The 22,553-nt window shown below is 65.1% G+C and carries 22 protein-coding genes; 14 read left to right on the forward strand and 8 right to left on the reverse strand.

All coding sequences use genetic code 11. The features are described from left to right. The first annotated feature begins 4 nt into the window (after window positions 1-4). From HNO53_RS10530 to HNO53_RS10540, 3 genes are read left to right on the forward strand one after another with little or no spacing between them, the layout of a single operon-like run. Window positions 5-1,426 carry an enoyl-CoA hydratase/isomerase family protein gene (locus HNO53_RS10530; RefSeq protein ID WP_209478413.1) on the forward strand — a complete coding sequence of 474 codons (1,422 nt, stop codon included), beginning with the start codon at window positions 5-7 and terminating at the stop codon, window positions 1,424-1,426. Then, on the forward strand, window positions 1,423-2,616 hold the full coding sequence (locus HNO53_RS10535) for an acyl-CoA dehydrogenase family protein (protein ID WP_209478415.1): 1,194 nt from the start codon (window positions 1,423-1,425) through the stop codon (window positions 2,614-2,616). Before HNO53_RS10530 ends, HNO53_RS10535 begins: the two co-directional genes overlap by 4 nt. Window positions 2,617-2,625: 9 nt before the next feature. Continuing rightward, window positions 2,626-3,747, forward strand: a complete 1,122-nt coding sequence (locus HNO53_RS10540) for an acyl-CoA dehydrogenase family protein (protein ID WP_209478416.1) — start codon at window positions 2,626-2,628, stop codon at window positions 3,745-3,747. 99 nt (window positions 3,748-3,846) lie between these two features. Here the strand turns inward: HNO53_RS10540 and HNO53_RS10545 are convergent, their stop codons facing one another. The 5 genes from HNO53_RS10545 to HNO53_RS10565 form a co-directional block, all read right to left on the reverse strand. Then, a complete protein-coding gene (locus HNO53_RS10545; protein WP_209478418.1) occupies window positions 3,847-4,773 on the reverse strand; it encodes an electron transfer flavoprotein subunit alpha/FixB family protein in 927 nt (308 codons plus the stop codon). A gap of 14 nt (window positions 4,774-4,787) precedes the next feature. After that, window positions 4,788-5,537, reverse strand: a complete 750-nt coding sequence (locus tag HNO53_RS10550; RefSeq protein WP_209478420.1) for an electron transfer flavoprotein subunit beta/FixA family protein — start codon at window positions 5,535-5,537, stop codon at window positions 4,788-4,790. A 99-nt stretch (window positions 5,538-5,636) separates the two neighbouring features. After that, the gene (locus HNO53_RS10555) at window positions 5,637-7,016 is read right to left on the reverse strand and encodes a hypothetical protein (RefSeq protein ID WP_209478605.1); all 1,380 of its coding nucleotides are present in this window, start codon (window positions 7,014-7,016) and stop codon (window positions 5,637-5,639) included. Between the two features lie 115 nt (window positions 7,017-7,131). After that, window positions 7,132-8,733, reverse strand: coding sequence for a class I adenylate-forming enzyme family protein (locus HNO53_RS10560; protein ID WP_209478422.1), 1,602 nt, complete (start codon window positions 8,731-8,733; stop codon window positions 7,132-7,134). Beyond that, window positions 8,733-9,884, reverse strand: coding sequence for an acyl-CoA dehydrogenase family protein (locus HNO53_RS10565; protein ID WP_209478424.1), 1,152 nt, complete (start codon window positions 9,882-9,884; stop codon window positions 8,733-8,735). The genes HNO53_RS10560 and HNO53_RS10565 overlap by 1 nt, the downstream gene beginning before the upstream one ends. Before the next feature lie 201 nt (window positions 9,885-10,085). On the opposite strand from HNO53_RS10565, the gene HNO53_RS10570 reads away from it, so the two are divergent. From HNO53_RS10570 to HNO53_RS10610, 9 genes are all read left to right on the forward strand, one after another. Continuing rightward, a complete protein-coding gene (locus HNO53_RS10570; RefSeq protein WP_209478426.1) occupies window positions 10,086-11,615 on the forward strand; it encodes a 3-hydroxyacyl-CoA dehydrogenase in 1,530 nt (509 codons plus the stop codon). 25 nt (window positions 11,616-11,640) lie between these two features. Continuing rightward, window positions 11,641-12,849 carry a 3-oxoadipyl-CoA thiolase gene (locus tag HNO53_RS10575; protein ID WP_209478428.1) on the forward strand — a complete coding sequence of 403 codons (1,209 nt, stop codon included), beginning with the start codon at window positions 11,641-11,643 and terminating at the stop codon, window positions 12,847-12,849. Between the two features lie 89 nt (window positions 12,850-12,938). Next, the gene (locus tag HNO53_RS10580) at window positions 12,939-13,754 is read left to right on the forward strand and encodes an IclR family transcriptional regulator (protein ID WP_209478430.1); all 816 of its coding nucleotides are present in this window, start codon (window positions 12,939-12,941) and stop codon (window positions 13,752-13,754) included. Between the two features lie 92 nt (window positions 13,755-13,846). After that, entirely contained in the window at window positions 13,847-14,968 is a 1,122-nt protein-coding gene (locus HNO53_RS10585) for an MlaE family ABC transporter permease (protein WP_209478432.1), read from the forward strand. Next, entirely contained in the window at window positions 14,965-15,771 is an 807-nt protein-coding gene (locus HNO53_RS10590) for an ABC transporter ATP-binding protein (protein WP_242597607.1), read from the forward strand. Before HNO53_RS10585 ends, HNO53_RS10590 begins: the two co-directional genes overlap by 4 nt. Beyond that, on the forward strand, window positions 15,771-16,709 hold the full coding sequence (locus HNO53_RS10595) for an MlaD family protein (RefSeq protein ID WP_209478433.1): 939 nt from the start codon (window positions 15,771-15,773) through the stop codon (window positions 16,707-16,709). The genes HNO53_RS10590 and HNO53_RS10595 overlap by 1 nt, the downstream gene beginning before the upstream one ends. Beyond that, a complete protein-coding gene (locus HNO53_RS10600; protein WP_209478435.1) occupies window positions 16,706-17,320 on the forward strand; it encodes an ABC-type transport auxiliary lipoprotein family protein in 615 nt (204 codons plus the stop codon). The genes HNO53_RS10595 and HNO53_RS10600 overlap by 4 nt, the downstream gene beginning before the upstream one ends. 111 nt (window positions 17,321-17,431) lie before the next feature. Further along, window positions 17,432-18,121: a DNA-binding transcriptional regulator CsiR gene (csiR, locus tag HNO53_RS10605; RefSeq protein WP_209478437.1), complete on the forward strand. Its 690-nt coding sequence runs from the start codon at window positions 17,432-17,434 to the stop codon at window positions 18,119-18,121. A gap of 139 nt (window positions 18,122-18,260) precedes the next feature. Further along, window positions 18,261-18,482: a hypothetical protein gene (locus HNO53_RS10610; protein ID WP_209478439.1), complete on the forward strand. Its 222-nt coding sequence runs from the start codon at window positions 18,261-18,263 to the stop codon at window positions 18,480-18,482. 38 nt (window positions 18,483-18,520) lie between these two features. Here the strand turns inward: HNO53_RS10610 and HNO53_RS10615 are convergent, their stop codons facing one another. Genes HNO53_RS10615 through HNO53_RS10625 form a run of 3 tightly spaced genes read right to left on the reverse strand, consistent with a single transcriptional unit; the run spans window position 18,521 to window position 20,915 of the window. Further along, on the reverse strand, window positions 18,521-19,459 hold the full coding sequence (locus HNO53_RS10615; protein ID WP_209478441.1) for a 5-oxoprolinase subunit C family protein: 939 nt from the start codon (window positions 19,457-19,459) through the stop codon (window positions 18,521-18,523). After that, window positions 19,456-20,166, reverse strand: coding sequence for a 5-oxoprolinase subunit PxpB (gene pxpB / locus HNO53_RS10620; protein ID WP_209478444.1), 711 nt, complete (start codon window positions 20,164-20,166; stop codon window positions 19,456-19,458). Before pxpB ends, HNO53_RS10615 begins: the two co-directional genes overlap by 4 nt. After that, on the reverse strand, window positions 20,163-20,915 hold the full coding sequence (locus HNO53_RS10625; RefSeq protein ID WP_209478446.1) for a 5-oxoprolinase subunit PxpA: 753 nt from the start codon (window positions 20,913-20,915) through the stop codon (window positions 20,163-20,165). Before HNO53_RS10625 ends, pxpB begins: the two co-directional genes overlap by 4 nt. A gap of 208 nt (window positions 20,916-21,123) precedes the next feature. Between HNO53_RS10625 and HNO53_RS10630 the strand changes: the two genes are divergently transcribed. Together HNO53_RS10630 and HNO53_RS10635 are read left to right on the forward strand one after the other, a co-directional pair. Beyond that, entirely contained in the window at window positions 21,124-21,561 is a 438-nt protein-coding gene (locus HNO53_RS10630) for a VOC family protein (RefSeq protein WP_209478448.1), read from the forward strand. A gap of 12 nt (window positions 21,562-21,573) precedes the next feature. After that, on the forward strand, window positions 21,574-22,551 hold the full coding sequence (locus HNO53_RS10635; RefSeq protein ID WP_209478450.1) for a LysR family transcriptional regulator: 978 nt from the start codon (window positions 21,574-21,576) through the stop codon (window positions 22,549-22,551). Window positions 22,552-22,553: the final 2 nt, after the last annotated feature.

Consider the following 22,553-nt stretch of genomic DNA (forward strand, 5'->3'; position numbering starts at 1 on the left):
TTGCATGACCAGCCCCGTGACCTATCAATGCCAGGATGGCATCGGTGTCATTACCATCGACAACCCACCGGTCAATGCCCTCGGGCAGGCCGTTCGCCAAGGCCTGATGGACACCGTCGTCCAGGGCAACGGTGACCCCGAAGCTCAGGTGCTGGTGCTGGTTGCTCGCGGCCGCACCTTCATCGCCGGTGCCGATATCCGTGAGTTCGGCAAGCCGCCCCAGGCGCCGATCCTGCCCGAGGTGATTGCTTGTCTCGAGTCCAGCACCAAGCCCATCATCGCCGCCCTGCACGGTACGGCACTCGGTGGCGGGCTCGAAGTAGCGCTGGGCTGCCAGTTGCGCGTGGCATTGCCAGGCACCCAGGTCGGTCTGCCCGAGGTCAAGCTGGGCCTGTTGCCCGGTGCCGGCGGGACTCAGCGCCTGCCACGCCTGACCGGTATCGAGGCGGCACTGGACCTGATCACCAGCGGCCGCTTCGCCTCGGCCGGAGAGGCCCTTGAACTCGGAATCGTCGATGCCGTGCTGGAGCACGACAGCCCGCTAGAGGCCGGGCTAGCAGCGGCACGCGACGTGATCGACGGCAGGCAAACGCCACGTATCACGGGCGAGCTCCCGCCCCCGGCAGCGGCCCCCGAGGCCATCGAATGCATCCGGGCCAGGCTCGAGGCCGAGGTTCCCGACCTCTTCTCCCCCTTCCGCTGTGTCGATGCCATCGCGGCCAGCAGCGAAGGCAGCCTGGCCGAAGGACTGCGCCGCGAGCGCGAACTGTTTCTTGAATGCATGGACTCCCCCCAGCGTGCCGGGCTGATCCACGCCTTCTTCGCCGCTCGCGCGCCTCACAAGGTCCCCGATGCCGGCGAGGCACCCGCGGTGACTCGCATCGCCCTGCTCGGCGAGCATCAACTCTTCCCACGTCTAAAAGCCAAGGCCGACCGCGCCGGGTTCGAACTGAGTGACCGTCCCGATGACGACACACAAGCCTGCCTCATCGCTCCCGGTGTCGATATGGCGTGCCCGGCGCACTGCCTGCGCATCGCCTTGCTATCGCCCAGCGAAGCCGAAAACCTCGACGCCATCGACATCTCCATGGCACTGATCGTGCCTGACCAGCAAGGCATGGTGGAGCTGGTCGCCCTGAGCGCCGACCCCGACGAGCAGCAGGCCGTCGCCAATGCACTGAAGGCGCTTCGCCAAGGGGTCGTGGTGAGCCGTCGGGGCAGCCTGCTGGCGGCACTGGACAAGGCGGTCCGCGACGATCGACCCAACCCGCATGCGGCGATGGATGCGGCCAGCCTGATGCTGGCAAGCCGCGGTTGGGCCTACCGCGACAGCGATATCGACCTGCTCGCCATCGAGGCGCTCGACTATCCGCGCCACCTGGGTGGCCCCCACCGCCAAGCCACTCTAAGAGGACACGCCTCGTGAACCTTGATTTCTCTCCCGATGAGAAAACATTTCGCCAGGAAGTCCGTGATTTCCTGGCCACCGAGCTACCCGTCGACATTCGCGAAAAAGTGCGACTAGGCCGCCGGCTTTCCGCCGATGATCATGTGTGCTGGCAAAACCTCCTGAGCGAGCGCGGCTGGCTCGGTGCCAACTGGCCCAAGGAGCATGGCGGCCCGGGCTGGGGCCCGGTGGAGCGACACATCTTCGATGAGGAGTGCGCCGCGGCTCATGCGCCGACCATCGTACCCTTCGGTGTCAGCATGGTCGCGCCGGTGATCATGAAGTTCGGCAACCAGGACCAGCAGAGCCACTATCTGCCGCGCATCCTCGCCAACAACGACTGGTGGTGCCAGGGCTACTCCGAACCCGGTGCCGGCTCCGACCTGGCCAGCCTGCGCACCCGGGCCGTGCGCGATGGCGATGAATACGTGGTCAGCGGTCAGAAGACGTGGACCACCCTTGGCCAGCACGCCAACATGATGTTCTGCCTGGTGCGTACCGACCCCGAGGCAAAGAAGCAGGCCGGCATCAGCTTCCTGTTGATCGACATGCAAAGCCCGGGGCTTAGCGTTAGGCCCATCATCACACTCGACGGGGCTCACGAGGTCAACGAGGTATTCCTCGACGAGGTGCGTGTACCGGTCGCCAACCGTATCGGCGAGGAGGGCCAGGGTTGGACCTGCGCCAAGTTCCTGCTTACCCACGAGCGCACCGGCATCGCCGGCCTTGGCCACGCCAAGCAGGCGCTGCGTCATCTCAAGTCGGTGGCCACTCGTGTTCGACATCGCGGCCGGCCACTGCTCGAGCTGCCCAGCTTCCGCCACCGCGTGGTCAAGGCGGAGCTCGAGCTGATGGCGCTGGAAGTCACGCACTTACGGGTGCTCGCTGCCGCACGCGACGGCGGCGCCCCCGGCGCCGAGAGCTCACTGCTCAAGGTGCGCGGCTCGGAGCTACGCCAGGAGCTCAGCGAGCTGACCCGTCGCGCACTGGGTCCGGCTGCGCTGCCGTTCTTTCCGGAGTTTCTCTACGGCGACGCGCAGCTCGATGCCGAACAGGCCGAGAATGCCGCCGCCGGCGCCCAGTATCTCAATCGGCGCAAGCTCTCGATCTACGGCGGCAGCAACGAGATCCAGAAGAGTATCGTCGCCAAGTCCCTACTCGGTATGTAAGGAGCCCACATGGATTTTTCCTACAGCGACGAGCAGCGCATGCTCGCCGACACTTTGGAGCGCCTGATTGCCGACCAGGGGGGGCAGCCCCACGTCGATCAGCACGCCGAGAAGACTTCTTCCAGTGAGCCATCTCCCCTGTGGCGCACCTTCGCTGAGCTGGGCCTGTTGCAATTACCGTTCCAGGAAGCGGTTGGCGGCCTGGGCGGCGACGGCATCGATGCCATGATCGTGATGCAGTCGTTGGGCAAGGGCTTGATCAGCGTACCCTACCTGGAAGCCTTGCTCCTGCCGGGCACGTTGTTGGCAAGCCTGGCGGACGAGGCCCAACGAAAACATTGGCTGGAGCCGCTACTGAGCGGTGAGCATAGGCTGGCGCTGGCCTGGCAGGAAGCCGAAGCCCGCTATGACCCCCACGACATTGTCACCCGCGCCGAGCGTCGGGCCGATGGCTGGGTGCTCGAGGGCACCAAGCAGGTAGTGCTGGCCGCTGCCTCGGCCGAGGCGTTGCTGGTCACCGCCCGCCTCGCCTCAGGTGGGCTCGGCATCTTCCTGGTGCCCATCGATAGCGACGCCCTCACGCGTCGCGATTATCCGACGCTGGATGGCCGTGAAGCGTGCGACATCGAATTCAGCGGCGTCATCCTGCCACAAGACGCCTGCCTGTCCGACAACGCCGGCGAAGCCCTCGACGCTGCCCTGGCACTGGGCCGCTCAGCACTCTGCGCCGAGGCGGTGGGAGCCATGGAGGTCGCCTGCGACCAGACCTTGGCGTTTCTCAAGGAGCGCCGCCAGTTCGGCCAGCCCCTGGCAACCTTTCAGGTATTGCAGCATCGCATGGTCGATATGCACCTGAATCTGGAGCAGGCCCGCTCGATGGCGATCCTCGCCGCTACCAGCCTCGACCGCCCCGCCGCCGAACGCGACTACCGCGTGGCCGCTGCCAAGTCCTACTGCGGCGAAGCCGCGCGCTTCGTTGCCGAGCAGGCCATCCAGCTCCACGGCGCCATGGGTATGACCGATGAATGCAGCATTTCCCACTATGCCAAGCGCTTGGTGATGTTCGACCATTATCTGGGCGACGTGGACCATCACCTCGAATTCGTCAGCGAGAGGCTCACCGCTGCCTGACACATCCGAAACGGCTTGCCGAGATAAAAAAAGGCCCCCTCGTGGGGCCTTTTACTTGAAAGCCGGCCTCACGGCCGGCTTCATTACACTAAAAGAGGCTTACAGCTTGCTTTCCAGCTCCGGCAGGATCTCGAACAGATCGCCGACGAGACCATAGTCGGCGACCTGGAAGATCGGCGCCTCCTCGTCCTTGTTGATCGCCACGATCACCTTGGAGTCCTTCATCCCCGCCAGGTGCTGGATCGCCCCCGAAATGCCCACGGCGATGTAGAGCTCGGGCGCGACGATCTTGCCGGTCTGCCCCACCTGCATGTCGTTGGGCACGAAGCCGGCATCCACCGCGGCACGCGAGGCGCCGATGGCCGCGCCCAGCTTGTCGGCGATGCCGTCGAGCAGCTTGAAGTTCTCGCCGCTGCCCATGCCGCGACCGCCGGAGATGACCACCCGCGCACCGCCCAGTTCGGGACGGTCGCTCTGGGCCAGCTCCTGCTTGATGAAGGTGGACTGGCCATTCTCGGCCACGAAGTCGACGCTCTCGACGCTGGCGCTGCCGCCCTCTGCCACCGCATCGAACGCCGTGGTGCGCACGGTGATCACCTTGAGGCTGTCGGCGCTCTTGACCGTGGCGATGGCGTTGCCGGCGTAGATGGGACGCTTGAAGGTGTCGGCGTCGATCACCTCGAGGATCTCGGAGATCTGGCTGACGTCTTTGAGTGCGGCAACCCGTGGCAGCACGTTCTTGCCGGTGGTCGACGCGGCGGCCAACACGTGGCTGTAGTCGCCGGCGAGCTCGACCAGCAGCGCACCCATGGGCTCGGCGAGCTGGTGGGCGTAGGCCGCGTTATCGGCAACGCGCACCTTGCTCACGCCGTCGAGCTTGGCCGCCGCTTCGGCCACGGCGCCGACGTTCTCGCCCGCGACCAGGATGTCGATGTCACCCCCGATGGCCTTGGCCGCCGCGACGACGTGGGCGGTGGCGCCGGCGAGCTGGCCGTCGTGATGTTCTGCAAGTACCAGGATGCTCATGAAATCGGCTCCCCTCAAAGCACTTTGGCTTCGTTCTTGAGTTTGTCCACGAGCTCGTCGACGGAGCCCACCTTGATGCCGCCCTTGCGCTCGGCCGGCGATTCGACCTTCGCCAGCGTCAGCCGGCTCGCCACCTCGACGCCGAGGTCGGCCGGCGACTTGACGTCGAGCGGCTTCTTCTTGGCCTTCATGATGTCGGGCAACTTGGCGTAGCGCGGCTCGTTCAAGCGCAGGTCGGTGGTGACGATGGCCGGCAGGGTCAGCTCGACGGTCTGCAGGCCGCCGTCGATCTCGCGGGTCACCTGGACCTTGTCGTTCTCGACCGTCACTTCCGAGGCGAAGGTGCCCTGGGGCAGGCCGGCCAAGGCGGCCAGCATCTGGCCGGTCTGGTTGTTGTCGGTATCGATGGCCTGCTTGCCGAGAATGACGAGACCGGGCTGCTCCCCTTCCACCACCTTGGCCAGCAGCTTGGCCGCGGCCAGCGACTCGACGCGCTCTTCGGTCTCGACATGCACGGCACGATCGGCGCCCAGCGCCAGCGCGGTACGCAGTTGCTCCTGGGCGGCCTTGGGGCCGATGGTCACGGCGACCACCTCGGTGGCCACTCCCTTCTCCTTCAGTCGCACCGCCTCTTCCACGGCGATCTCGCAGAAGGGGTTCATGGCCATCTTGACGTTGGTGAGATCGACGTCGGAGTGATCCGCCTTGACGCGGATCTTGACGTTGTAGTCGATGACGCGTTTGACCGCGACGAGTACTTTCATGGGCTCTCTCCCGATTCACGTTCATCGGCCTGGCGGGCAGACCGAGCTGAATTTCCGCACAGCGGAATCACAAAGTAGTGAGGCCAAGCCTCGGACACCTTACCAAGGCGCAAATAGGAACCAACCGGACAGCAGCGGAATGCAGGCCAAAAGGAAACGTGCATTCCAACGGTAGCCGATGCGGGTCGAGGCGACACCGCTGAAGCGCGACAGGATCAGCATCGATGCCGTCATCGGCGAGGACATCAGCGCCAGCGCCCAACCCACCATCAGTGACGCACCGAGCAGCGCCGGCGTCAGGCCCGCGATGTCGAGCTCCGGCAACAGGCCGACCAGCAGGGTGACGGTAATGATGGGATTGACCCCGACCTGGGCCAGGCCCATCACCAGCAGCATCGCCAGCACGGCGCTGGCGGCGCCCAGCGGCGCAAAGAGAGTCGTGAGCGGACCGAGGCTTGTCACCGGCACCAGCGCAACGCATAGATGACCGAGATAGCCCGCGGCACCAAGCACGACGATCTCATTGGCACTCGGCGCCAGCAGCCAGGGCAACTGACGTCGCAGCGTGGCGAGCGCCGCCGGCACCCCCAGTTGGCCCAGGCGGCGGCGCTGCCAGGCGAGCCAGGCAAAGGCTCCCAATGGCGCCCCCAGCAGAGCGGCAATCGGCAAGCGCAAGCCCAAAACCCAAGCGAGCAGGAAGACCAGCGAGACGATGCCCAGCAGCAGCAGGCAGAACTGTCCCAGCGGGGCCAACGAGGGAGCCGGCTGTGCCGATGGCTGCGTAACGGGGTGCGGGCCGGTGACATGGTCGACACCCCAGCCGACCAGGAAGATGACCAGTGAGGCCCCGATCACATAGGGGGCCAGATCGAGCCAGCGCAGCTCGGGCAGATTGGAGAGCACGACCGCCACCCCGATCCCCATGGGCGAGATCAGCGGCGCCAGTGAGAAGCCGCGCAGCAAGGCCAGCAACATCCGCCGCTGGCGTGCACGGCGAACCCAGGCACGGCCCCGGGCCGCGGCAAGGGTATTGCTCTTTTCTATCATGCCGGCGAACAGGTTGAGCACGCCAATGTTCAGGATGATGCCGAACAGCGCCGAGCCGGTGGAGAGGATCGGATAGCGGCGGCCGGGAGGCTGCAATAACATCGCCCCACCGCAACGACGGACCAGCCGTGAGCGATAGGCCGGCAGGCGCAGCAGGCTCAATACCACCACGAAGGTGGCAAAGAAGGCAAAGCGCCCCGCCGCCTCGAACAACAACCGGCCCGGCGTCTCGGTGCGCCATAGCACGACCAGGGTCAACATGCCGGCGACCAGCAGCAGCCCATACGCCATGGAGGAAAATTCTCCCCTCAGGGTTATCAGGTAGCCCACCAGGGCGAACACGCCAAGCGCTTGCAACGGCGGGCTGCCGATGACGAGATGACACAACGTGGTCAGCGTGACCACCACCAGCAGGCCGGTACGCCACCGCATCCATGTCACTCGACCACTCCCTCCGGCGACTCGCTGCAGCTGTAGCGGCGAAAGGCGCCTTCGCCCATGCCGAGCAGTTCGAGACAGCCCATCGTCGGCGGGTGCGGGAGCTCGCTCATGCATTGCCTTCGCGGCTGGCCAGGTCGCGCAGACGACCCTTGAGAATCTTGCCGCTGGCCGTGGCCGGCAGTACGTCCATCAGTACCAGCTGTGTCGGGCGCTTGTACGGAGCCAGACGCTCGGCAATGAATTCGCGCAACGCCGCCTCGCTGACAGTCGAAGCGGGCTCGCACTGGATAAATGCCACGACTTCCTCGTTACCCTCTACCTGGCGACCCACCACCGCCGAGAGGGTGACATCGGGATGCTCGTTGATCACCGCCTCGACGTCGGGCGGATAGATATTGAAGCCGGAGCGGATGATCAGCTCCTTGCTACGGCCGACGATGTAGAGCTGATCGTCCTCGTCGAAGCGGGCGATGTCACCGGTATTGAGCCAGCCCTCCTCGGTGAGGCAGGCACGCGTGGCGGCCGGCTGGCGAAAGTAGCCTTTCATCACGTTGGGGCCGCGCACCCAGAGTTCACCGGCCCCCATATGGTTGGGCTCATTTTCACCGCCCTCATCCAGCGCTTCGAGGCGATACTCCAGCAGCGGCAGCACGCGCCCCACGGTATTGTTGTCGAAGCAGTCGTCGATGCGGGTCTGGCTGATGGTCGGGCTCGCCTCGGTGAGCCCGTAACCGTTGTGCAGCGTGAGACCGAACAATGCCTGCACGCGGCGCTTGAGATCGCCGTCGAGCGGCGAGCCGCCAGCGGAGATGTAGCGCAACTCGGGCGCCACGAGCGGGCGCCGTTCGCGTCGCAGAAATTCCAGGGTGCGTGCGAACATGGCCGGCACACCTTGAAGTACGGTGATGCGCTCCTGCTCCAATGCCTCGAGCATGGCGGCGGCTTCGAAGCGTGGCACGGTATAGAGGCAGGCTCCGTTATAGAGCGAGCCCATGCACACCGACGACAGGCCGAACACATGGGACATCGGCAGCACGCCATAGACTCGTTCGCCGGGTCCCAGGTGGCGCATGCCGCCCGAGAGCGATGCAATATAAAGGATGCCGCGGTGGGTCAGCATGACGCCCTTGGGTGTGCCGGTGGTGCCCGAGGTATAAATCATCGCCGCGACTTGATCGGCACCGCTGGCTGCCACCGGTTCAGTCTCCACCTCGTCCTGCGCCGACAGCCTCAGCCGACCCAGAGAGGGGTGGTCATATATCTCGGCGCCATGCCGGAGCCCGTGCGCCTCGGCGTCCGGTGATGCCTCGCTGGTATAAAACACCCGGCGCGGCTGGCAATTGTCGCGGATGGCATCGATCTCGGGGGCCGAGAGACGCGAGTTGACGATGGCCACCCAGACATTGCTTTCACTGGCCGCGAGCAGCAGTGCGACCAGCGCCCGACTGTTTTCGCTCACGGTCATGATGCGGTCCCCGGGTCGCACTCCCAAGGCGTCGAGCCACTCGGCTGTGGCACGGATCTCGCGACCCAGTTCGGCATAGCTCCAACGCACCTCACCGTCGACCAGCGCCGGCAGGCCCGCCAGGCAGTCTGCGTTGTGCAGCACCCGGGAGCTCAGCCGCTCGGGCAGTTCGGCCACCAGCTCGCTTGCCAGGCGGCCGAAGATCGTCTCGTCCGGTGCCCGGCGCGTCAGCGAAAGCGTCATCAGCTCACCTCCCGCACCATGTTGCGGGCGATCACCAGTTGCTGGATCTGAGTGGTGCCCTCGTAAATGCGGAACAACCGTACGTCGCGGTAAAAGCGTTCCACCGCGTATTCCGCGATGTAGCCGGCACCACCGTGCACCTGTACCGCGCGGTCGGCGACGCGCCCCACCATTTCGGCGCAGAACAGCTTGCAGCACGACGCCAGCGTAGAGACGTTCTCGCCGGCATCCTTGCGCCGTGCAGCATCGAGCACCATGCAGCGGCCGGCATAGGCCTCGGTCTTGCTGTCGGCAAGCATGGCCTGGACCAACTGATGGTCGGCCAACGGCATGCCGAACTGCTTGCGTTCGATGGCGTAGTTCAGTGACTCCTCGACCAGGCGCTCGGCCACGCCCACGCAGACCGCCGAAATGTGCAGGCGCCCGCGGTCGAGGACCTTCATCGCAGTCTTGAAGCCCTGCCCTTCACGGCCGCCGATGATGTTTTCGGCTGGCACCCGACAGTCCTCGAAGATGATGTCGCAGGTGTGAGCGCCCTTCTGCCCCATTTTCTTGTCGGCAGGACCGCGCTTGAGTCCCGGGGTGTCGCCCTCGACGATGAACGCCGTGATGCCACCGGCTCCCTTGTTGCTCGGGTCGGTTCGCGCCATCACGGTGAAGATGTCGGCCTCGGGGCCGTTGGTGATGAAACGCTTGGTGCCGTTGAGTACGTAGTGGTCGCCGTCGCGTACCGCCGTGGTGCGCAAGCTGGCGGCATCGGAGCCGGAGTCGGGCTCGGTGAGGCAGAAGGAACTGAGCAGCTCACCGGTGGCAAGGCGTGGCACGTACCGCGCTTTCTGTTCAGGCGTACCGTCGATCAGGATCCCCTGGGCACCGATGCCGTTGTTGGTGCCGAACACCGAACGGAAGGCCGGCGAGGTCTTGCCGATTTCCATCGCCACCAGTGCCTCCTCCTCCATTGTCAGCCCCAAGCCACCGAACTCCTCGGGTATCGACAGACCGAACAGGCCCATCTCCTTCATTTCCTCCAGCAGCTCGGGCGGAACGGCGTCCTCCTCCGCAAGGCGGGCCTCGTTGGGTATCAAGCGCTCGCGCACGAAGCGGGAAATGGTGTCGATGAGCTGATCGAGCAGTTCAGGATCGCGAATCATGGCATGTCCTCACGAAATAACCGGGCTGATCTGGCCGAGAGGCCTTGAAATGACAGGCTTCATCTGCCCATATTTCGCATAGCAGAATGAAGGACCACTTTTCATTGTCAGGCACTGTTGCATAGCCTAGAATGGCAGTCAATAAAACGAAACCATGTTTTGCTATGCGAAATAACAAATACCGCCAGAGAGGACCTCATCATGTCGCACGACACCTCGCCGCCCCGCACTAGCTTCCACACACTCGGTATCGTCGGCACCGGCGCCATGGGGCGCGGCATCGCGCAGATTGCCGCCCAGGCCGGCTTGACCGTCTACCTTCACGATTTGCGTGCAGGTGCCGTCGACGAGGCGCGCGATTTCATCGCCGGCATGTGGCAGCGCGGCGTGCAGAAGCAACGACTCAGTGAAGCCGATGCCGAGCGCTATCGGGCCAGCCTGAAGGAGGCTGCCTCGCTCACCGACTTGGCCGAGTGCGACATCGTCGTCGAAGCCATCGTCGAGAAACTCGAAGCCAAACAATCCCTGTTCACCGAACTCGAAAAGATTCTCGGCGACCAGGCTGTGCTGGCCACCAACACCTCGTCACTCTCAGTGACCGCCATCGCATCGGCGTGTCGCCGTCCTGAGCGCGTGATCGGCTTCCACTTCTTCAATCCCGTACCGCTAATGAAGATCGTCGAGGTCATCCCCGGGCTGCGCACCTCCGCTCACGTCGCCGATGATGTAGAGGCACTCGGCCGCGCCATGGGCCATTTCACCGCGCGCACCACCGATACGCCGGGCTTCTTGGTCAACCATGCCGGCCGCGCCTATGGCACCGAGGCGCTGCGTATCCTAGGTGAAACCGTGGCCGACCCCGCCACCATCGACCGCATCATGGTCGACCAGGGCGGGTTTCGCATGGGGCCGTTCGCGCTGCTCGACCTTACCGGGCTCGACGTGTCCCATGCGGTGATGGAGTCGATCTATCATCAGTACTACGAGGAGCCGCGCTTCCGCCCGTCGCCGATTACCCGTCAGCGACTGACTGCCGGCCTGCTGGGGCGCAAGAGCGGCGAGGGTTTCTACCGTTACGTCGACGGCAAGCCTCAAGTCGACGAGACGCCCCTGCCGCCAGCTTCCGAACCGCGCCCGGTATGGGTCGCGGCGGATGAAGCGGAAGCACACCAGGCGCTCTCCTCGCTGGTGAACAATGCCGGTTGGCCATTGGAAAGTGGCGCAGCGCCATCCTCCGAGGCCCTCTGCCTGGTTGCGCCATTGGGTGAGGATGCCAGCGCCTGCGCACTGCGGCTGGGCGTGCCGGCCGAGCGCTGCGTTGCCGTGGATCTCCTGGCAGGCCTCGACAAGCGTCGCTCGTTGATGACCACGCCCGCCACCCGTGACGAGTACCGTGATGCCGCCATGACCCTGCTCGGTCACGACGGAACACCGGTCAGTGCCTTGCATGACAGCAATGGTTTCGTGTTGCAGCGGGTGGTGGCCTGCATTGTCAACGTCGGCAGCGAGATCGCCCAGCAGGGTGTGGCCGCCCCCCAAACCATCGACCGCGCCGTGGAACTGGGGCTGGGCTACCCCCATGGGCCATTGGCCATGGGTGACCATTACGGCAGCCGACGAATACTCGCCATTCTCGACAACATGCTGGCCGCCACCGGCGATCCGCGCTATCGCGCCAGTCCGTGGCTGCGTCGACGCGCTACTCTCGGCCTGCCGTTGACCAACGCCTGAGCCTTTCGCTCAACAGGAGATCATCATGCGAGACGCCTATATCTATGACGGACTACGCACGCCCTTCGGCCGCCATGGCGGCAGCCTGGCCTCGGTCCGCCCCGATGACCTGCTCGGTTACGTGCTCAAGGCCCTTGTGGAACGCAACGGCTTCGCGCCCGAGGCTTACGAAGAAGTCCTTGCCGGCTGCACCAACCAGGCGGGTGAAGACTCGCGCAACGTGGCGCGCCACGCGGGGCTGCTGGCCGGGTTGCCGGTCGAGGTGGCGGCGCAGACGGTCAACCGGCTGTGCGGTAGCGGCCTGGCGACTGTAATGGACGCCGCCCGCGCCACGCGCCTGGGCGAAGGCGAACTTTTCCTGGCCGGCGGCGTGGAGTCGATGTCCCGCGCACCCTATGTCCTGGGCAAGGCGGAGTCGCCCTTCGCCCGCAATCAGCCGTTGTTCGACACCGTGATCGGTTCGCGCTTCCCCAACCCCTGGATCGCCCGCGAGTACGGCAGCCACAGCATGCCGGAGACCGCCGACAACGTGGCCCACGACCTCGACATCGGCCGCGAGGTCAGCGACGCTTTCGCCGCCCGCTCCCAGGCGCGATACGCCGAGGCCCAGGCGCGTGGGTTCTATGACGATGAACTGCTCGCCATTGAGGTGCCCCAGGGGCGCAAGCAGCCTCCGCTCAGCGTGGATCGCGACGAGCATCCCCGCCCTGGCAGCGATGTCGACAAGCTGGCCCGTCTCAACCCGCTGTTCGAAGGCGGAGTGGTGACCGCCGGTAATGCTTCCGGACTCAACGACGGCGCCGCGGCATTGATCGTCGGCAGCCGGGCAGCGGGTGAGCGCGCCGGTATCACTCCCAGGGCGCGCATCGTGACCAGTGCCGTGGCCGGCGTACCGCCCAGGGTGATGGGGCTGGGTCCGGTCCCGGCCAGTCGCAAGGCGCTGGAACGCGCGGGACTCTCGCTCGACCAGATGGACGTCATCGAAATCAACGAGGCGTTCGCCGTACAGGTACTGGGCTGTACCAAGCAGTTGGGCATCGACGCCGAGGATGCGCGCCTCAACGCGAATGGCGGCGCCATTGCCATCGGCCATCCGCTCGGCGCTTCCGGCGCGCGGCTGGCACTGACGGCGCTGCGCCAGTTGGAGGCCAAGGGCGGCCGCTACGCCCTGGTCACCATGTGCATCGGGGTCGGCCAAGGCATCGCCTGCATCATCGAGCGCCTGGACAGCTAGCCGACCTTACCTCGGGCCGTTGTCGCCAGCGGACCTGGCCCGGGGCGATATGCGATACTCCGCCCTACGATCTCGCGACAGGGAAACCCATGAACAAACCAGCCCCAGTGGAAGACGAGCAGACCGCGCCGGCCAAGGACCGCAATTTCGTCACCGCCCTGGCCCGCGGCCTCGAGTTGCTGCGTGCCTTCGGCACCGGCGAGGAGTATCTGGGCAACGCCGAGCTGTCCAGCCGTACCGGCATACCGCGTCCGACCGTCTCACGCCTGACCTACACCCTGACCCAGCTCGGCTACCTGCGTCACAACACCCGATTGGAGAAATATCGCCTGGGGCCCGGGATCCTGGCACTGGGCTACCGTTTCCTGGCCAACCAGGGCATTCGCGAGATCGCTCGCCCCTTCATGCAGCAGTTCGCCGAGGCCACGGACTGCAACGTCAGCCTGGGGGCAGCCGACAAGACCGACATGGTCTACATCGAGAGCTGCCATGGCAGCGGCCCGTTGATCGTGCGCCTCGACGTGGGCTCGCGCTTGCCGATGGCGACCACGGCGATCGGCCGAGCCTGGCTTTGCGGCCTGCCGGAGTCGCGCCGCGAGGCGATCCTGGCCGAACTCGCCAGGGAACACGGCAGCGATTGGCCAACGCTCGAGAAAGGCATCAGGCGCAGCCAGGAGGAGTACGCCCGCTACGGCTTCTGCCTCTCGGAAGGCGACTGGCAGTCGCAGATCAGCGCCGTAGCCACGCCACTGATTCTCGAGGATGGGGCCGAAGTGATGGCGATCAACTGCGGCGGTGCCGCCCATCGCCTGAGTCATTCGATCATGGTCGACAACCTGGGCCCACGACTCAAGGAAGTGGCCAGGCGCATCCTCGGTGAATTGCAGCACGGCAATGGCAGATAGGTCGCCGCTCGCTGTCGCCTAACGGTGTATGACGATATAGTGATGGCGAGAAGCCCGAGGGCACCAATTTCAGGGAGAGCGGACCACTCGCCATGCTCGACAACGCTTCCCGTCCCGGCAGACTGGAGCAGGATGCTCATCGTCTGAAAGCCATCGGCGACTGGACGCTGCCGCACTATGCCAGCCTGCGTGACGCCGTGGCCAGGGTCCACGAGGCCGAATCGATCGACCTGGAGCGCCTCGGCGAACTCGACACCTCCGGCGCCGCACTGCTGGTCGACCTGCTGGGCCCCGACACCATGCTCGACGTCGACCGGTGGGCACCGAACCTGCCGGCGGAACGCCAGGCCCTGTTGAAGGCGGTGGCCGACGCCTCCCGCAAGCCCCTGTTCGCGCCGCGCGCCCCGGGCAGCGGCCCGCTGGCGGCCTTGGCCGCGCTGGGGCAAACCGTCGAGCAACTCGCCCGCCAGCAGCTGCAGCTCATGGCCTTCATCGGCCTTACGCTCAGCACGTTGCTGGCCACGCTGGTTACCCCCTGGCGCTGGCGAATCACGTCGCTGGTGGCCCATGTCCAGCAGACCGGACTCAATGCCATTCCCATCGTCGCCCTGCTGACCTTTCTCGTCGGTGCTGTGGTGGCGTTCCTGGGGGCCACGGTGCTGCGCGACTTCGGTGCCACCATCTACACGGTTAATCTGGTGACCTACTCTTTCCTGCGCGAATTCGGCGTGCTGCTCGCTGCCATCCTGCTGGCAGGTCGTACCGCCAGTGCCTTCACCGCCCAGATCGGCTCGATGAAGGCCAACGAGGAAATCGACGCGCTGTGCGCCCAGGGGCTCGATCCCGTCGAGCTGCTGGTACTGCCACGGGTGCTGGCGATGACGATCAGCCTGCCGATCCTGGCCTTGGTCGGCATGCTCAGCGGCATGCTGGGCGGCGCCCTGGTCTGCTCCATGGCGCTGGAGATTTCCCCCACCCAGTTCCTCAACATCCTGCAGCGCGACATCCCGCTGCGGCATTTCCTGGTGGGCATGGTCAAGGCCCCGCTGTTCGCCTTCCTGGTCGCCGTGATCGGCTGCCTGGAGGGCTTCAAGGCCAAGGCCAGCGCCCAGTCGGTGGGTGAACACACCACCTCCAGCGTGGTGCAGTCGATCTTCATGGTGATCCTGCTCGATGCATTGGCCGCGCTGTACTTCATGGAGATGGGCTGGTGAGTGAGAGGGGCGAGGCTATCGTCGAGATCCGCGGGCTGGTCAATCGCTTTGGCCAGCATGTGGTGCATCACGGCCTGGACCTTGACATTCGCCGCGGCGAGATACTCGGCGTGGTCGGCGGCTCCGGTACCGGCAAGTCGGTACTGCTGCGCAGTATAGTCGGCCTCAAGCGGCCCGACGGCGGCACCGTTCGTGTCTTCGGCGAGGAGCTCGAGCGCCTGTCTTCTGCCCGCCGCGCCCGGGTCGAGCGCCGCTTCGGCGTGCTGTTCCAGCGCGGTGCCCTGTTCTCTTCGCTCAATCTGCAGGAGAATGTCGCCTTGCCGCTGATCGAACACGCCGGCCTGTCGCGGGCCGACGCCGAGCGCCTCGCGCGGGTCAAGCTGGCACTGGCCGGGCTGCCGCCAGACGCCGCACGGCTCAACCCGGCGGAGCTCTCCGGCGGCATGATCAAACGCGCCGCGCTCGCCCGCGCCCTGGCCCTCGATCCCGAAGTGCTGTTTCTCGACGAGCCCACCGCCGGCCTCGACCCGATCGGTGCCGCCGCCTTCGACCGCCTGCTCCTGACGCTGCGCGATGCCCTGGGCTTCAGCGTCTTTCTGGTCACGCACGATCTCGATACGCTGTATTCGAGTTGTGACCGGGTGGCGGTCATCGCCGGCAAGCGCATTCTGGTCGCCGCCCCCCTGGCTGAGGTGGAGGGTACCGACGACCCCTGGATACGCGACTATTTCCACGGCCCCAGGGGCCGCGCCGCCAGCCAGGCGGCACGACACCATTCGTCACCCAACGGGGAGGAACGTTGATGGAGACCCGGGCGCACCATGTCGTGATCGGCCTGTTCGTCGTGCTGGCGGCCGTCGGCGGCCTCCTGTTCGCGCTTTGGCTCAACCAGAGCACGCGCGACCAGGCCTTTACCCAATACGAAGTTCTCTTCAACCACGGAGTCAGCGGCCTGTCGGAAGGCAACGCCGTTGAGTACAGCGGCGTGCGGGTCGGTGACGTGGTCAACCTGCGCCTCGATCCCGCCGACCCTCGCAACGTACTGGCCCTGATCCGCGTGCAGAGCCAGGTCCCCATTCGCCAGGACACGCGCGCAAGGCTCGCCCTGGCCAATATCACCGGCAGCATGTCCATCCAATTGCAGGGAGGGACGCCTGAGAGCCCGCTGCTGGTCACTCATGGAGACACGCCGCCGCGCATCACCGCCGACCAGTCGCCACTCAGCGCCATGCTCAGCGACAGTGAGGAACTACTGGGTAACGTCAATCGCGTGCTGACGCGACTGGAAGACGTGCTGTCGGAGGAGAACGTGGCCAGCATCGAACGGACGCTGGCCAACCTGGAGCGCACCACGGCGCAGTTCGCGGCCCTCGGTGACGCTCCAGGCCGGCTGGCCGAGCGCATGCTCGAGGTTTCCGAGCAAGCCGCGCGCGCACTCGCCGAGTTACGTGCCCTGGCCGGTCGCACGGGGGGGCTCGTCCAGGGGCAAGCGGAAGAAGTCCTGGGCAATGCCCGCCAGATCACCGGCAGCCTGGCCCGTGCGGCTCAAAGTCTCGAGTCACTGCTGGAGGACAACCAGGGCGCACTGGAAAGCGGCCTGCGTGGCGTGCAGGGTCTGGGGCCGGCCACGCTCGAATTGCGCAACACCCTCTCCTCGCTCAATCGTCTGGTGCGCCGCCTGGAGGAGAACCCACGCGACTTCCTGCTGGGACGCGATCGCATCGAGGAGTTCACACCATGACTCAGCGAGCCCTGTCGCTGCTGCTCCTGACGATGGCGTTTGCACTGCCCGGCTGCAACCTGGTCACGGAGCGCACGCCCGTCACGCTGTACGAGCTGCCCGCCCAGGCGCTCGACCCCGCTCCCGTGCAGAGCACGCAGAGTCGCGCGACCCTGCGCCTCGCCATGCCGCATGCCAGCGGCCTGCTCGACGGCTCGCGCATACTCGTCGTACCAGAGCCCAATCAGCCACGGGCCTACGAAGGCGCTCGCTGGGCCGATGACATGCCGCACCTGATTCGGAATCGCCTTCTCGATGCTTTTCTGGACGACGGTCGTATCACAAACCTGGTCCACGCGGAGAGCATGGTGTCGGCTGACCTGGAACTGCTCAGCGACCTGCGCTCCTTTCACAGCGAGTACCGCAACGACCTGCCCGAAGCCACCCTGCGCCTCGACGCCAGGCTGATCGATACCCGCTCACAGCGACTCGTGGCCACTCAGCGCTTCGTTCAACGGCAGAATGCGAAAAGCGAAGCCATCCCTGACGTGGTCGATGCCTTCGGTATGGCCGCGGATAGGCTGGCTCGCGAACTGGTCGACTGGACCGCTACACAAATGGCGTACCGTTGAGCGACGCCCAGCGACTGCATCGAATATAGATACTTGGTATAAATGTCGCGCGGTTACCGGCAACGGTAGCGTTTGGTTATCATGCTCGGCAAATGCAAGGGAACAACGCCAATGACGATGGATACGCCACGCCAGAACCTGGGTATCAGCGCCTACAGCTGGCTCAAGCACGACATCATTCGCGGTGTGTTCCTACCCGGTGAGAAGCTGTTGATGAGCCGGCTCAAGGAGCGCTATGGGTTGGGTATCGGACCGCTGCGCGAAGCCCTCTCCCAACTGGTCGCCGAACGCCTGGTCGTGGCCATCAGCCAGCGTGGCTACCGGGTCGCCCCCATGTCGCTGGCCGAGCTCAACGACCTCTACGACGCCCGCGCCCAGCTCGAGGGACTGATGCTCAAGCTGGCCATCGAGCGCGGGGATGACGGCTGGGAAGCCGACATCCTGGCCAAGGCACACACCCTGTCGAAGGTGATGGAAGTAAACTCCCCCGACGAGCTGCTGGATGTCTGGGACACCCGCCACAAGGCCTTCCATACGGCGATCGTGAGCGGCTGCCGCTCGCCGCACCTGCTGCAGGTACGCGACAGCCTGTTCGATCAGGTCGAGCGCTACCGCCACCTGTGGCTGCGCGAAACGGTATTCTCCGAGGAAGCGCTGGAGCGCAAACGCCAGGAACACGCAGCGCTGGTCGAAGTGATACTCGAACGCCAGGCCGCACGCGCCGCCGACATGATGCGCGAACACCTGATGACGCCGGTGCCGATCATCACCGAGGTGATGACCCGTCGGGGTCTGGCCTGAAATTCGGCCATCGCGCCCTGCGTCACCAAGCTGTCATGCCTCTGCCCCAGAATGGGAGATGACACGCCGAACGCATCGGCTATGTTGAGAGTAAATCCAGCGCAACGGCCAGCTCGCACAGGGCCAGGGGGAGGTAAGCATGCCACATCTGCTGCGGTTTTCCCGCGACATCGAATCGCGCCTCGAGAGGCTCGCCCAGCGTACCGGGAAGAGCAAGGGAGAGCTGATCGAGCGCTGCCTTGCCGTGGGCATGCATGACCTGGAATCCCAGCTGTTGCTGGAGGAGGCCGTCAGCGCCCCGCTAACCATTGACGGTCCCGCGCTCGACCAATTGTTGCGTGAGAGCGGCCTGGGCGCCTGAGCGTCCCGCTTGAGCTGTATCAGTACAGTGACAACGGCTCAGCGGAACGCCTCCAGGCAACGGCGGTAGCAAGCCAACGCCCATTCACGGGAGGTTGCCATCAAGCGGACCTCCTTTCCAGGCAGGCACTGCGCCAGACGTGCTGCAGCCAACGGTGTCAGCGCCCCCAGGCGTGGGTAGCCACCAATGGTTTGCCGATCGTTGAGCAATACGATGGGCTGACCGTCCGGCGGTACCTGTACGGCTCCCATGGGAATACCTTCGGATACCATACTCCCCTGCCGGCAGTTCAGCTCCGGCCCCAGCAGGCGCACCCCCATGCGGTCGGCACGGGTGTCGATGCGCCATGTCGCATTGAATGCACGGTAAAGGCTCGCCCCGGAGAATAGGCCGATCTGCGCACCGGGCACCAGCGCCAGTCGATTGCCGCGTAGCGTTATCCCCTGGGTCGGGTCGAACGGCAGACGACGTGCCCTCACCTGGCGCGGTGACCACTCCAGACTGTCGCCGCTGACCAGCGGACTGCCATCCCCGCGCTGTCCTCCCAACTGCTCTCGCGGCGTGGCACTGCGGCTGCCCAGCACGACCGGCGTGGCCAGCCCGCCGGGAATGGCCAGGTAGGCGCGCAGCCCGTCGCGGGGCTGGTGAAAGCTCAACCGCTGGCCGGCCACCACGGCAAAGGCCGCGCCCGGAGCGAGCGGTCGGTCGTCGAGCCGGGCATCGAGGTCCGCCCCCGTCAGCGCCAAGGTGGCATCCTGTTCCACCTCCAGCGTCAGGCCGCCGCCGAGCACGACCTCCAGCGCTGCGGCATCGAGGGCGTTGCCGAGCATCCAATTGGCCCAGCGAAAGGAGATCCAGTCGGCGGCGCCCCCCTGGGTAACGCCCAGATGACGCACACCGAACCGCCCACCATCCACCACCAGCGCCAGCGGACCCGCCTTCTCGACGCGCAGAAGCGTATGCGTTGCGTCACTCACGGGGCTGCCTCCAGTGGCGTGGCATCGCCACCCTGTCGTTCGAATTCCGAGCGCGAAATCGGCATGAAACGCACCCGGTCTCCCGGGAGCAGCAACGGGTCACCACGTCGTGCATGTTCGAACAGGGGCACGGCGGTGCGCCCAAGGATGTTCCAGCCGCCTGGGGACAGCAACGGGTATATCGCGGTCTGTCGATCGGCAATCCCAACGCTGCCGGCAGGCACTCGCCGCCGTGGGGTTTTCAGCCGCGGGGTGGCCAGGGCTTCCTCGACCATGCCCATGAAGCCGTATCCCGGAGCGAAGCCGAGGGCGAAGACATGGTAGTCGCGGCCACAGTGGCACTGCACGACCTCCTCGACCGACAACCCGGCGTGCTCTGCCACTCGCGCAAGCTCGGGGCCGACGCTGGGGTCGTACCAGACCGGAATTTCGTGGCGACGTCCCAGCCCGCCATCAGCCGGTTCCAGGTGTAAAAGCACGGCCTCGATTCGCGCCAGTGCCTCGTCGTGCGACAGGCGCAGGCAGTCGTAGTGCAGCATCAGAGTGGTGTATGAAGGCACCAGATCGATCAACAGGTCGCCAAAGGCCTCGCGCAGCGCACTGTCGGCTGCCACGATCCACGGCATGTTCGCTTCGTCGATAGCCTCGAACAGGCGCACCATGAGCACGTCCATGGCTGTCAGTTCGATACGCGCCTGGAGCCTCATGCCGTTTCCAGCGCCTGGAAGGCATCCCGGATCGCGCGTACCGCAGCCACCGATTCGGGATTGTCGCCATGCACGCAGAGCGTGTCGCAGGGCAACTGCAGCAGCGTGCCATCGCTGGCCTCGAGTGGCTCGCTGCGCGCCAGGCTGACGGCCTGGGCCACGATGGTCGCCTGGTCGTGATGCACCGCTCCCGGCAGGCGGCGTGAGACGAGATGGCCCTTGGCGTCGTAGGCCCGGTCGGCAAAGGTCTCGAACCAGATTGCCACTCCCATCTCTTCCGCCAGCCGCCGGCTCGGCTCGGGATCGGCAGTCGCCATCAGCATCAGCGGCAGGCTGGGATCATAACTGCGCACCGCTCGCATCACCGCACGCAGCAGCTCGGCATCGCTCGCCATGTCGTTGTAGAGCGCGCCGTGCGGCTTGACGTAGTGAATGCTCGTGCCTTCCGCCTGGCATATTCCCGCGAGCGCACCGACCTGATACAGCACCAGGTCCTCGACCTCCTCGGGGGAGCAAGCCATGGAGCGCCGCCCGAAGCCCATCAGATCGGGATAGGCCGGGTGCGCGCCCACTCGTACGCGATGCTCGACCGCCAGCCGCACCGTACGGCGCATCACATGAGGGTCCGAAGCATGAAAGCCACAGGCGATGTTGGCGCAATCGACATAGGGCATCACTTCGCTGTCGAGCCCCAGCGAATAATTGCCGAAGCTCTCTCCCATGTCGCAATTGAGCAGGGGGACGGCCATGCGCTTCTCCTGAACATTAATGACGGTTGTTGTAGTGGAATTCACTATATGGAGGGGCGGTTTTCATCGCCAATCGTATTTTACGATACTGAATATCGGCAACACCTATCATATTGTTATTCAGTAGAAAAATGGTTGACGAGCCCTCTCTTGAGGATTATCTATGAAATAAAGCGAGACCATATAACGCCAACAAAAGGAGTCCCCCATGGCTGTGCAAGACCCTTTCCATCTAGCCGTTCAGGTACGTGATATCGACGAGGCGCGTCGCTTTTACGGAGAATTCCTCGGCTGCCCCGAAGGCCGCTCGTCGCAAAGCTGGGTCGATTTCGATCTCTACGGGCACCAGTTCGTCTGTCACCTCAACCCTGCCCTCCGGGACAATCCCGTTTCCAGCCACAAGAACCCCGTAGATGGGCATGGCGTCCCGGTGCCGCATTTCGGTGTCGTGCTGGAGATGGAGGCCTGGGAAGCACTGGCACAGAAGCTGCGCGACAATAACGTGGCGTTCGAGATCGAACCCTATATTCGCTTCAAGGGCGAACCCGGCGAGCAAGCCACCATGTTCTTCTACGATCCTTCCGGCAACGCCCTGGAATTCAAGGCATTCAAGAACCGCGAAGAACAACTGTTCAAGAAGGCTTGAGCCGGTATCGTCATGCTCGATTTCAAAGAGCTGGAAGCATTCGTCTGGGCCGTCAGGCTGGGCTCCTTCTGCAAGGCGGCAGACCGCCTGCACCTGACCCAGCCGACGATTTCCGAGCGCATTCTGCGCCTCGAGACGAGCGTCGGCGAAACCCTGCTGGAGCGCTCGGCGAGGCCCATCCAACCCACCATGCGCGGCCGCGAGTTCTTCGTGCATGCCGAATGCATGCTGCGGCAGCGCGATGAGGCCCTGAGGCTGTTCGACGATAAGGAGACGTTCTCCGCACCGCTGCGACTCGGCGTGATCGAGACTATCGCGCACAGTTGGCTGCCCGATTTCATGCGCTGCCTGACCCAGCGCTATCCACAGCTCACCCTCGAGCTAAGCGTCGACTACTCGCCGGCGCTCAATCGGCGCCTGGGGAAGAACGATCTCGACATCCTGCTGGCCATGAACGGCTATCTCGACCCCGAGCATATCGATCAGGTGCCATTGAGCCCCTACGAGATGGGCATGTTCGTCTCGCCGGATCATGTCGAGATGCTGGCCAGCTGCGGAGAAGAGTGGTTGACCCGCCTGCCCTTCATCTCCTTCGGCAAGAAGGCCAGGCCCTATGAGGAACTGCTGGCTTACCTGGCGATGCAGGGAGTGGAAGGGCCCCGCATCCATAGTGTGAGCACCTTGATGACCATCGTGCGCATGACCATGGAAGGGCTCGGCATCGGTGCCCTACCCGTCGCCACCGTGCTGGACGAGTGGCGCTGCGGCAAGCTGTACCGCATCGAGCTGCCGCTGCCGTTGCCGGAGATGCACTACGACGTGATCTGGCGCAGCGCCAATCACCCGCGTTTCTGTCGCAGCGTCGGGCTGCTGGCACAGCAGTGCGCCCAGCGCTACGCCCAGTCGCGTGTCGAAGCCATGACGCACAGCGATTTTTCCGGCCGTTGGGTGCGGCCAAGACGTCCCACCACACACCCACTGGCAACATGAAG

The sequence above is a fragment of the Billgrantia antri genome, assembly GCF_017868935.1.
GTDB classification, from domain to species: Bacteria; Pseudomonadota; Gammaproteobacteria; order Pseudomonadales; family Halomonadaceae; genus Halomonas; species Halomonas antri.

Excerpts from the sequence above, each read along its gene's own strand:
- HNO53_RS10530 (WP_209478413.1), top strand. The coding sequence starts at position 5 with ATGACCAGCCCCGTGACCTATCAATGCCAGGATGGCATCGGTGTCATT.
- HNO53_RS10540 (WP_209478416.1), top strand. The coding sequence starts at position 2,626 with ATGGATTTTTCCTACAGCGACGAGCAGCGCATGCTCGCCGACACTTTG.
- HNO53_RS10545 (WP_209478418.1), bottom strand. The coding sequence starts at position 4,773 with ATGAGCATCCTGGTACTTGCAGAACATCACGACGGCCAGCTCGCCGGC.
- HNO53_RS10550 (WP_209478420.1), bottom strand. The coding sequence starts at position 5,537 with ATGAAAGTACTCGTCGCGGTCAAACGCGTCATCGACTACAACGTCAAG.
- HNO53_RS10555 (WP_209478605.1), bottom strand. The coding sequence starts at position 7,016 with ATGCGGTGGCGTACCGGCCTGCTGGTGGTGGTCACGCTGACCACGTTG.
- HNO53_RS10560 (WP_209478422.1), bottom strand. The coding sequence starts at position 8,733 with ATGACGCTTTCGCTGACGCGCCGGGCACCGGACGAGACGATCTTCGGC.
- HNO53_RS10565 (WP_209478424.1), bottom strand. The coding sequence starts at position 9,884 with ATGATTCGCGATCCTGAACTGCTCGATCAGCTCATCGACACCATTTCC.
- HNO53_RS10570 (WP_209478426.1), top strand. The coding sequence starts at position 10,086 with ATGTCGCACGACACCTCGCCGCCCCGCACTAGCTTCCACACACTCGGT.
- HNO53_RS10575 (WP_209478428.1), top strand. The coding sequence starts at position 11,641 with ATGCGAGACGCCTATATCTATGACGGACTACGCACGCCCTTCGGCCGC.
- HNO53_RS10580 (WP_209478430.1), top strand. The coding sequence starts at position 12,939 with ATGAACAAACCAGCCCCAGTGGAAGACGAGCAGACCGCGCCGGCCAAG.
- HNO53_RS10585 (WP_209478432.1), top strand. The coding sequence starts at position 13,847 with ATGCTCGACAACGCTTCCCGTCCCGGCAGACTGGAGCAGGATGCTCAT.
- HNO53_RS10595 (WP_209478433.1), top strand. The coding sequence starts at position 15,771 with ATGGAGACCCGGGCGCACCATGTCGTGATCGGCCTGTTCGTCGTGCTG.
- HNO53_RS10600 (WP_209478435.1), top strand. The coding sequence starts at position 16,706 with ATGACTCAGCGAGCCCTGTCGCTGCTGCTCCTGACGATGGCGTTTGCA.
- csiR (WP_209478437.1), top strand. The coding sequence starts at position 17,432 with ATGACGATGGATACGCCACGCCAGAACCTGGGTATCAGCGCCTACAGC.
- HNO53_RS10610 (WP_209478439.1), top strand. The coding sequence starts at position 18,261 with ATGCCACATCTGCTGCGGTTTTCCCGCGACATCGAATCGCGCCTCGAG.
- pxpB (WP_209478444.1), bottom strand. The coding sequence starts at position 20,166 with ATGAGGCTCCAGGCGCGTATCGAACTGACAGCCATGGACGTGCTCATG.
- HNO53_RS10625 (WP_209478446.1), bottom strand. The coding sequence starts at position 20,915 with ATGGCCGTCCCCCTGCTCAATTGCGACATGGGAGAGAGCTTCGGCAAT.
- HNO53_RS10630 (WP_209478448.1), top strand. The coding sequence starts at position 21,124 with ATGGCTGTGCAAGACCCTTTCCATCTAGCCGTTCAGGTACGTGATATC.
- HNO53_RS10635 (WP_209478450.1), top strand. The coding sequence starts at position 21,574 with ATGCTCGATTTCAAAGAGCTGGAAGCATTCGTCTGGGCCGTCAGGCTG.